Genomic DNA, 9,331 nt, shown 5'->3' with positions numbered 1-9,331 from the left:
TTCCCATTTGTCAAGCCTTTTTTATGCTTTTTTCTTATTTTGCTCTTTTATACCTTTAACTTAATGACATTGCCCAATTTAACACCCTTTCAAAATCCTAAATCCGTCAATAATAAATAAATATTCCTATGCCATTGTGTTTTAGACAATCTACTTTCTTTACTAACACAACCTCTCCATTTTGAATAGGTGGTTCCAGATTATAGCCGGATAGGGTTACTGCATAACCTGCTTCTAGAATAGTTACTTAGATAATCAGTATGAGGGATAGTATCATTATTGAAAAAACAGTCTTATGTACAATCAGAAAACTTGAACAAACACTCGAAAATGCTTGGACATTATGAAAGTGCATAAAGCGGAGAACTTCACAACGTTAGCTTACCCACAAAATTTATTTGCTTTCAACAATTTATTTATGCTTTTGAATGCTTTGCCATAATCTTATCTCGCCATTTCTTTCCGCGAAGGCCAAAATTAGCACCAATAAAATCTCTTCTTTTAGCGGTTTCAATATTTTGTTGAGTAACACGATTGTTATATTGTGTATTTATAGCCCCTATTCTACCCTTGAGGATTGAAATGTTCTTATGAACTTTGCACATCTCACCAATTTCTGCAGACAATTTGCTCCTCTGCTTACCATGCAATCGTTCTTGCTGTCTTTTAGCTACATCAATTTTTTTGCTCCACAAATCTTGCCTATTTTTGCATGATACAAAAGTGCTTTTTATTCTTTGCTGCTCAGTTTTTATGGCTCCAGCCAATAAATGAGAGGCGTAGTGCAGTCCAATATAATATGCAAAATCCTTATTAAATTTACTGGAATTCCAATAGCTTCTAATCTGTGCTTCAAGATCGTTTGCCTTGTTCAGAATGTTTACCATATAATTGTACTGTGTTTGGTTTGCTTCATTATCAAGATTTTTTGCTTTCTCTAACAATCTATCAATATTTTTATATAGGTTCTCAATATAGGGTCTGAAACTAGCATTAATTTGCCGATATACACCTTTTCTATAGGACGCATCATTATTAAGATTGTACAAATATCGATCAGAATCCCTATGATCTGAATGATTTCCAAGTCGATAAAGAAATATCACAACTAGCACAAGTAGAATGATAAAAATAATCATCCATTTAATCACCACAGAATCCCTCCATTTTATCTTTTTGAGAAATGAATTTATCGAATGAAATGAAGAATGTATCTGGATGTCCGAGAAATTCAAGCATATTTTTGACACCATCAAGTCCAGCCGAAAAAGCTGCGAGGTTGGTATTAGGAACCATTATTGCTTTTTCAATAATGTCCATAGATCTTTTACTAATTTCTGCTATCATATCACTTGGAGTCGTTTTACTATCACTTAAAAACTTCAGATATTGTCGATATAAGAAACAATACATTTCATTGCGCCTTATGATTTTTGCATATGCGTTATTAATTTGATTAAGTTCCTGCTTTGCAAAAGAATTTATTTTTAAGACATCAAGTTCATATTCGTTTCTAATACTTGTCATTCTTTCTTCATGTTGCAAATCCAAACGATGTGATTCCAAAATTAGCCTTTTACTAAGAGAATCCACCTCAGCTTGAAATGATTTTTCGATATATAAAGTCATTGATCTTCCGCGTTCTTGTATTTTAGCCATTTCTTCTTCAGCCAGAAGTTTGGCTTCATACGCGTCTTTTACATACTTTACTGTTTGCACACGTTGCTTACCAGAACTTATTACACTGAGAACATTTCCTGTTGTTTCAATAGCTTGTCCTAATACTCCCCAAGGTGTGCCCGAAGCCATTGCTTTAAAAAATGATATAACTTTGTCAAACTTTCTCTCTTTTTCCTCAGGAGGAAATAGTTTTTCTATCGTCAATAAGGATGAATTTATTGGTTGCAAATATTCTTTCATATATTATCTCCTTCGCTCTGTGAAGATTTTATGAATTTGGGGTTGAAATACCTTAGAATAATTTCTTGGAGAAAATTGAAAATATTATTATAAAAATAATGGGTGGCAAAAGCATCAGATTACAGGTGATCAAACACCTCGATACTATCTGGAGCGCTATAGAAATCATTCCTAGAGTCTGTTTTGAAACCCTCAAAGTAACCAAACGAGGATGGCGAGGAAAACAACAGCATGGAAATAAGGAGCGTTCTTTTCGTGTCTGGTAGCAAAGCGGCGATTGTTTTGAGTTTAAGGAACAGATTTTCCACCAAATAGCGCTCTTTATATATGTGTACGTCCGTTTTTCTGAGCAGTTGGAAGTAATGCTGCTTGGAATCACCACGCTTCCGCCCCGTTCCTCTAGCCAACGTACAAACTAATCGTAGCCTTTATCTGCCAGTATGGGTTTACCGTTCAGATCAAAAGAATCCAGCAGAGCCTGTGTTATACAGATATCGCTGCGGTTTCCGCTGGAGAGCAAAAAGCGCAATGGATTCCCAAGCCCCTCCGTTACCGCATGGACTTTCGTGGTCAAGCCTCCCCTGCTCCGCCCGGTTTCCTCGTGATATCCCCTTTTTTTATTCCCGCTGGCGTGTTGGTGGACCTTAGTCGTGGTGCTGTCAAGCATCAGCGTCGCCTCGTCCAGCAAATTCTGCTCAATCAGGGCTGTGAAGATATCTTTTCATACTTCGGTTTCGTCCATGTCCGAAACCGGCTGTACACGCCTTGACATAGCCCGAACCGTTCCAGCAGATCCCGCCACGGTACCCCGGTGTCCAGCCAATACAAAATTGTGTTGAGCATATTTTACGGTTGCTTTTGCCGGGCCGGCCTCCCTGGGGGTTTCTCTCAGGAGGAAACATGTCCTTGATCCTATTCCATTGCCCTTCACTGATTTCATGTCTCTTCATGTGCTCTATTCCATCACTTCGTCGTTTTGTACGCAATAGATGAGTTTTAAAACAGACTATAGAGAAAAAAGTCGTGCTTCCCTTTTCAACAAAAGAAATTGGCCTCCATTCTGTAACAGAATCAAATCATTACTGAAATTCTATCTCACAATGCAATTTATCAATACGCTTTTTCCCTGGCAAAGAGTGTTCCTTCTCAATATAGTGAACCGGAATCTTGTGGTATAGTTCCTAAAATTTTTTGTCTTTAATAAGCTGGCTAATAACATCACGCCTAAATAGTGCGTCGCCCCACATCTCAAAATCACAAGCAATGAAAGGATGGGCCGTAGTGCCACCGTTTTTCCCTCGCCTGGAGATAATTCCAATAGCACTTACTCTTTCAATCCATCTGGCAGGAGTCAAGGTGTAGGATGGGGAGCGTACGTCAACAATTAATTGCTGAAAAGCCTGCTCGTCAAAATTGGGATTGTTTTCTCTTTCCCACTGGCCCAGGAATGCGATTGTATTCCTACTGCGCAGCCAGCTTTGAATCACATAGCTTGGGCTCCCTGAATCAAAGCGCTTTGCGATATCTGTCAGTGAGATATAGTCATCTGCTGGATACAAATACTTTTCTACAACCGCTTGAAGCCTTTGATTCTCCTTCGGGTCATGTATGTTGGCCTCTCCACGATTGATAAGTTCAAAGATACGGTCTCGTATAAACTCCAGGTCTTCCGCTTTGAGCAGCGATTTTTCACTTAGCCTCTTGGCATACTCATCTCTCGTTATCGCATAGGCCCATAGTAGCTCAGATTGACTTGCTCGTTCCATTCTTCATCGTCCTCGATATTCCGATTGGGATTTCTGCACCGCTTTGATTTCATTTCTTCCACAGCCATGTAAGTGGCATGGTCGATAATGCCAAACGTGTACTTGTAATTGTTTAGCAGTTTGTTCAAGACATCACGGCTCCACACTGTTCTCCCGGATGGAGAAGGAATACCTTGCTTGCACAAATGCTCTTGAATCTTCTCCAAACTGTTTCCTGACAGGCAAAGGGCGAATATCTCCCGCACAGTTTCGGCTTCCTGCTCAACTGTTTCTACTCTCTTGTTCCTGTCACGCCGAAAGCCATAGCATACTTTGCCGAAGATTTTTGATTCCAATGGGGACAACTTCACGATTATCTTCCTTTCTTACATTATATTCGATTACTCAAGCATTTTCAAGTAGAACCTACAAATTAGTAGAATTGATTGTGCCATTTTATCCTGCTGAACCTGATTATTAGTGGCTTATCATGCGATTCTTGTATATTTAAGAACAAAAAAGCGCGAATTATGACGCTATCCACGCTTTTTATTTCTGCAATGGAATTTTAGGGCACAAAAAGAGGAGACAAAAGCCTCCAAAATGCTTTTGTCTCCTTTTGGCTGGGCTGGCGGGATTCGAACCCACGGGATGACGGAGTCAAAGTCCGTTGCCTTACCGCTTGGCGACAGCCCAATATGGGAACACGGAGCCTAATTACGAGAATTAAACTCCGCGTTTATGTATGGGGTGGGTGAAGGGATTCGAACCCTCGGTCTCCAGAGCCACAATCTGGCGCTTTAACCAGCTAAGCTACATCCACCATATTGGCGCGCCAAAAGGGACTCGAACCCCTGGCCTACTGCTTAGAAGGCAGTTGCTCTATCCAGCTGAGCTATTGGCGCATAAAATAAAGGAATGAAAACATTCCTGGCCTTAACTTTCAAGGCCCCTCTCAGCACTAAAATATTTTTCAGCATCCTGCTGATACGGAAGTGGAGCGGGTGATGGGAATCGAACCCACACGACCAGCTTGGAAGGCTGGGGTTCTACCATTGAACTACACCCGCACATTACACAGCAAATACTACTGCGAACAGGCCACAGGCCTTCCCCGAATGTGTTTATTATTATAGCACAGGGGAAAGAATTCGTCAAGAAGTTTTTCTAAGGCAGATATCGGAAATGTCAAGAGCAAATGCGAAAAAATTTGAAATGTTTTTTTCAGAGGGCGGCGACGGCGGCACGAAAGATCATTTCAGACGTTTTCCAACCTAATATTTTGCGCGGATAGTTGGCAATCCAGCCTTCCGCGCGCTTGACATCTACCTTTCGGCGCGCTTCACTGTTTTAACTGTGTGATATGGCCGCTTGCGTTTCGGCTTTTCCGGCAAGTCCGCGTTCGTCAGGCGAAGGAATACGCCCTTTGTTCTTTGTCAAGGACGATCGGCAAACGCCCGTCTTTAATCGCGCTCATAACAAAATGGGGGGAAGCCCCCGTGAAGGGGCTTCCCCGTTCCTCCTTTTCAGATTTTAGGCCGCGTCTTCTTTCGGCTCCCGAACCGCGCTGAACCAGCTTGCCGCCGCCGCTTCCGTGGGAACGGCCACGTGTTCAGCCTTCCACCGCCCATCCGGGCGTTTGATAAACTGCCCCGTGATTTCCGGCGTGACAAATTCGATTCCGTCCCCCTTTGTCTGGTACTTCTCGGACGGAATAGCGAACTTCACCTTGTAAAGCCAAATGTATTTATACATTCCGTCGGCCTTCTTCGCGCGGAATCCGATTGCCATATACGGGGGATCGTCTTCCTCTCCTGCGTATACCACGCCGTCCGCGTCCTGCGTCTGCCCCAACAGGGCGGCAAGATCGGCGGGCATAAGATCGTTTACGTTCAGTTTCAGCTCCCCGGAAACAAACTCCTTCACCACTTCGTCAACGCCGTCGTCGGCGTGCAAAATGGCTTCGGCCACCTCTACGGACATTTCCGCGCTAATGGCCTTCGCCATGCGCACGGGCGTTCCATATATTTCCTTGCCGCTTTCGTCAACCGTGATCGGCGCACGGTAAAGATCGCGCAAACCAATAGTTGCCATAGTTTTTATACCTCCGTTTTTTCGTAGTATCTGCATTCAATGGGAACGTGGTAAAAGCCTGTGTCCGTTTCGTAGGTTTCCGGATCAATCACGATCCCATAGAAGCCCGTTGCCTTCAACGCCTGCTTCGTCCGGCGCAACAAGGCTATATAATCCCGCTTTGAATAAAGGTCAACGCGGTAAATATATTCCGTCCCCTGCATTTCGTCTTCTGCCGCGTCTCTGTCCTGCGACAAAACGAGCTGATATGTGAAGAACGTGCCAGCTTTCCCGCGGTAAAGCTGGCGTTCCGCATTCGGGCAAAGGGCGGTAAGCGTGGATTTTACCAGCGCGTCCACGGTGTCAATCATTCGGCCCCGCCTCCTTGCTGTTTCTCCCATTCCTGCCGCATTGCCTCTTGTACCTCTCCCGCGGCCTTCTCATTCGCGCTTGTGAACCACGGGCGCGCGGGCATATTGGATCGCCCGTATTGGTGGACAAATCCCACCGTGGCGTTACGCTCCCCGCGGCGGTTTGTCGCCTGCGGGTATACCTCCACGTATTGCGTGCTGTCCTTCTTCTTGACGGACGTTGCTTTGATAGAACTTGCAAGATCGCCCGTTACTCTGCCGCTGTGAAAGGTGCTTCGGATTTCCGCTTCCGTGTATACGTCAACCTTCAATTCCGCGGCATAGCCCGCAACTGCGGCTTTGTAAAACTCCGAATAGCCTACGGATTTCTTGTTGCCGAAAAGCACCGTTCGCGTTTCCTTCGGCTCATTCGGGAAGCAGGCTTTTCAAAACGTCTTTCGCTTCTTTATCTTTTGGCCGAACGTCCCACCCGCGATCATAGTTGACAATGCAGGCCGCTTCCCAACCTTCGCGCCGCCGTTTGTCTTCGTCATAGATCGCCAGCTTGCTAACCCGCCCGTGATTGATCCCGAAGCGCGAAGGCGTGTCATATACTTTCGCGGAATAAGAGTATTTCCCGATCGTCCCTTTGAACCACCCACGGCACAAAGCGGTTGTTATTTTGTATTCCATGTTTGAATAGCTCCTTTCTCTGCTTATGCCCGCCGCTTGTGCCGGAAGTCCCCGGCGTTCTGGCAAGTCTTCCAATGCGGCACGAAAGCAACGGGAAGATCGCGGCTTTCCTCTTCCGGACGGGCAACGCGTCCGGTGATAACCTCCCCTTCGTCCGTTACAAAGCGGTCATTCCCGCCGCCTTCAATCACAAAGACGGGCGCGGGATCAACGGGCATATTCTTTCCGGCACCCGTCCTGATCCAGTCGATTTCTTACCCGCACCCCCGGCAAATGCTCATTCTGAACGCCCCCGTTCTTCTGTGGCCGCCTGCGCCAGCCACCACGCCGGATTATTCCGGCACGCCTCATTCGGGCAAGCGTCGCAATCTGTGGCGGCGCACCCGGCGCAATATTGCTTCTGGAAAGCCCGATCCCACGGGGCTTCTATTACGGGCAATTCCCGAAGAAATGCCGCCAACGCCTGCGGGCTTTGCGTGATCCGTTCATACTCTGTCACGGTCTTAACCTCCCTTCCCAGCCGTTGCCGCCGTCCGGCCCCGCCGCTTGAAATGCTCTTGAACGGTTGCTTGCGCCCGCTCCGCTTTGTAGATTTCCCTTTGCTTGCTGTCCAGCTCCCCAACGTAACCACGCTTTAACTCGTTGTAGATCGTCGCCGTATGTACGCCCAGCCGCGCGGCCATTTCAAGCGGGCGATCCCCGCGGGCGTGCCACACTTCGATTTTCTGCCGATCCTCAAACGTCAGGTATTTATACTTCCCCGCCATGCTTTCACCTCTCTTATTGACATTTTCCGCGCTTCATGGTATAAAAAAAATAAATGCGGAAGAACTGTCCCGCCCCGCTTTGGGGGCTTCGTGTTCTTTCGCATTTAATATTACAACCTACGTTTCTAAGGCAGATATCATAATTCATCTTGACATTTTGGAAATGGGGTGGGACAGGGTGTGCAGCATTCCACGGCGTATATATGCGGCCGGAATTTTCCGTTACACAGCACTGCCCAAGAAAAAAAGAGCCGGGAAAGCTTTTTACAGCTTTCCCGGCAAAATAAAGGGGATCTGGTATACGCTTAGTTTTTCAAAATTTCCTTATACAGGCGGATGTATTCTCCAGCAGACTTGCCCCAACTGTTGTCGCAGCCCATAGCCCGGTCTACCAGAACACCCCAGCCCTCCTTGTCGGAGTTGTATGCATAAATGGCCCTGTGCAGGGAATTGAGCATATCCCCGGCATTATAGGTGAGGAAGGTGAAGCCGTTGCCCTTTCCATCCCCGCTGTCAGCGATGGAGTCTTTCAAGCCGCCGGTTTCCCGCACTACAGGGATAGAGCCATACCGCAGGGCTATCATCTGGGAGAGGCCGCAAGGCTCACTCTTGCTGGGCATGAGGAAAATGTCAGAGGCCGCGTAAATCTTCCGGGACAGCTCCGGCACGAAGCCCAAGCACAGCACAAACCTGCCGGGATACTTCTCCTGCATCCACTTGAAGTAGTTTTCATATTCTAAATCACCGCTGCCCAAAATTACGATTTGCGCATTGGAATACTCCATAATATTGTCCACAGCATCTTTCACCAGATCCAAGCCCTTGTGGGACACCAGCCGGGTGACCATGCCAATGAGGGGCACGTCCGGATCTACATTGATACACAGCCGTTCCTGCAGCTTTTCCTTGTTCACAGCCTTATTTTTCTTATCCTTCTGGCTGTAATTCGCAAAGAGGGCCGGATCTGTCTCCGGATCATAGTTTACAGTGTCAATGCCGTTCAAAATGCCGGAAAGCTTCCAGGAACGCTCCCGCAGGATGGGATCCAGCTTATGGGCAAACCAGGGATCCAAAATCTCCTGGGCATAAGAGGGGCTTACAGTGGACACCCAGTTGGAGCACTCGATAGCGCCCTTCATCAGGTTCACGTCCTTGTTAAACTCCAAAAGCTGGCTCTCATAATTCGGTATGCCAAACACGTCCTCCAGGATTTCCTTGCCATACTGGCCCTGATACTGGATGTTGTGAATGGTAAACAAGGTTTTTATGCCGGAATACCACTCGTTGTTGGCATAGAACAGCCGATAGTAAACAGGCACCAAGCCGGTTTCCCAGTCGTTGGCCTGGATGATGTCCGGCTTGAAATCTACATAGGGCAGCATCTCCAGGATGGCCCGGGAGAAGAAGGCAAAGCGCTCCGCGTCATCAAAATGCCCGTAGAGGCTGTTGCGCTTAAAGTAATACTGGTTATCAATGAGATAATAAATTACATTGTTAATCTTGGCCTCGAAAATGCCGCAGTACTGCCGCCGCCAAGCCACCGGCACGCTGATGCTGGTGATAAACTTCATGTTGTCCCGCAGCTCCTGGGGGACGCAGTCATACAGAGGCGTTACCACACGGCAGCCAATCAGCCTCTGCCGCAAAGCCTGGGGCAGGGATCCGGCTACATCAGCCAAACCGCCGGACGCGGAAAACGGGAGGGCTTCACTGGCGCAAAACAGAACCTTCATACGGAAATCTTCCTTTCTTACGTCAATTGGTAAAAAGTCTTTGCCCGCTG

14 protein-coding genes and 4 tRNA genes are annotated in these 9,331 nt (G+C 46.7%); all 18 read right to left on the bottom strand.

Going from position 1 to position 9,331, the window contains the following annotated elements; genetic code table 11:
* Positions 1-416 precede the first annotated feature (416 nt).
* Positions 417-1,154 (bottom strand): hypothetical protein, encoded by a 738-nt coding sequence (locus D1841_RS07450; RefSeq protein ID WP_160642533.1) that lies wholly within the window; start codon positions 1,152-1,154, stop codon positions 417-419.
* Positions 1,144-1,920 carry a hypothetical protein gene (locus D1841_RS07445; protein ID WP_160642534.1) on the bottom strand — a complete coding sequence of 259 codons (777 nt, stop codon included), beginning with the start codon at positions 1,918-1,920 and terminating at the stop codon, positions 1,144-1,146. Before D1841_RS07445 ends, D1841_RS07450 begins: the two co-directional genes overlap by 11 nt.
* A 415-nt stretch (positions 1,921-2,335) precedes the next feature.
* On the bottom strand, positions 2,336-2,587 hold the full coding sequence (locus D1841_RS07440; RefSeq protein ID WP_160642535.1) for a transposase: 252 nt from the start codon (positions 2,585-2,587) through the stop codon (positions 2,336-2,338).
* Between the two features lie 32 nt (positions 2,588-2,619).
* Complete coding sequence (locus D1841_RS19790; protein WP_160642536.1) at positions 2,620-2,763, bottom strand: transposase; 144 nt, start codon at positions 2,761-2,763, stop codon at positions 2,620-2,622.
* A 338-nt stretch (positions 2,764-3,101) separates the two neighbouring features.
* Complete coding sequence (locus tag D1841_RS07430) at positions 3,102-3,686, bottom strand: KilA-N domain-containing protein (RefSeq protein ID WP_160642537.1); 585 nt, start codon at positions 3,684-3,686, stop codon at positions 3,102-3,104.
* Positions 3,641-3,931: a recombinase family protein gene (locus D1841_RS19085; RefSeq protein WP_371721578.1), complete on the bottom strand. Its 291-nt coding sequence runs from the start codon at positions 3,929-3,931 to the stop codon at positions 3,641-3,643. Before D1841_RS19085 ends, D1841_RS07430 begins: the two co-directional genes overlap by 46 nt.
* A 354-nt stretch (positions 3,932-4,285) precedes the next feature.
* Positions 4,286-4,361, bottom strand: a tRNA-Gln gene (locus D1841_RS07420).
* Positions 4,362-4,411: 50 nt separating this feature from the next.
* Positions 4,412-4,488, bottom strand: a tRNA-His gene (locus tag D1841_RS07415).
* A 5-nt stretch (positions 4,489-4,493) separates the two neighbouring features.
* Positions 4,494-4,570 (bottom strand) — tRNA-Arg (locus tag D1841_RS07410).
* 91 nt (positions 4,571-4,661) lie between these two features.
* Positions 4,662-4,735: transfer RNA gene (locus D1841_RS07405), tRNA-Gly, on the bottom strand.
* 463 nt (positions 4,736-5,198) lie between these two features.
* The gene (locus D1841_RS07400) at positions 5,199-5,759 is read right to left on the bottom strand and encodes a major tail protein (RefSeq protein WP_161879938.1); all 561 of its coding nucleotides are present in this window, start codon (positions 5,757-5,759) and stop codon (positions 5,199-5,201) included.
* A gap of 5 nt (positions 5,760-5,764) precedes the next feature.
* Complete coding sequence (locus D1841_RS07395; protein ID WP_161879939.1) at positions 5,765-6,109, bottom strand: hypothetical protein; 345 nt, start codon at positions 6,107-6,109, stop codon at positions 5,765-5,767.
* Positions 6,106-6,495, bottom strand: coding sequence for a hypothetical protein (locus tag D1841_RS07390; protein ID WP_160642540.1), 390 nt, complete (start codon positions 6,493-6,495; stop codon positions 6,106-6,108). Before D1841_RS07390 ends, D1841_RS07395 begins: the two co-directional genes overlap by 4 nt.
* A gap of 19 nt (positions 6,496-6,514) precedes the next feature.
* Positions 6,515-6,781 (bottom strand): hypothetical protein, encoded by a 267-nt coding sequence (locus D1841_RS07385; RefSeq protein ID WP_201751247.1) that lies wholly within the window; start codon positions 6,779-6,781, stop codon positions 6,515-6,517.
* Positions 6,782-6,804: 23 nt separating this feature from the next.
* Entirely contained in the window at positions 6,805-6,999 is a 195-nt protein-coding gene (locus tag D1841_RS07380; protein ID WP_160642541.1) for a hypothetical protein, read from the bottom strand.
* A 59-nt stretch (positions 7,000-7,058) separates the two neighbouring features.
* Positions 7,059-7,280, bottom strand: coding sequence for a hypothetical protein (locus tag D1841_RS07375; protein ID WP_161879940.1), 222 nt, complete (start codon positions 7,278-7,280; stop codon positions 7,059-7,061).
* A gap of 4 nt (positions 7,281-7,284) precedes the next feature.
* Positions 7,285-7,548, bottom strand: coding sequence for a helix-turn-helix domain-containing protein (locus tag D1841_RS07370; RefSeq protein ID WP_160642543.1), 264 nt, complete (start codon positions 7,546-7,548; stop codon positions 7,285-7,287).
* Positions 7,549-7,853: 305 nt separating this feature from the next.
* Positions 7,854-9,281: a glycogen synthase GlgA gene (gene glgA, locus D1841_RS07365; RefSeq protein ID WP_160642544.1), complete on the bottom strand. Its 1,428-nt coding sequence runs from the start codon at positions 9,279-9,281 to the stop codon at positions 7,854-7,856.
* Positions 9,282-9,331: the final 50 nt, after the last annotated feature.

It is taken from the genome of Neglectibacter sp. X4 (assembly GCF_009917365.1).
In the GTDB taxonomy this organism is placed as follows: domain Bacteria; phylum Bacillota; class Clostridia; order Oscillospirales; family Acutalibacteraceae; genus Acutalibacter.
The sequence above is the reverse complement of the archived record's forward strand: the minus strand, read 5'-3'. Positions and strand labels throughout refer to the sequence as shown.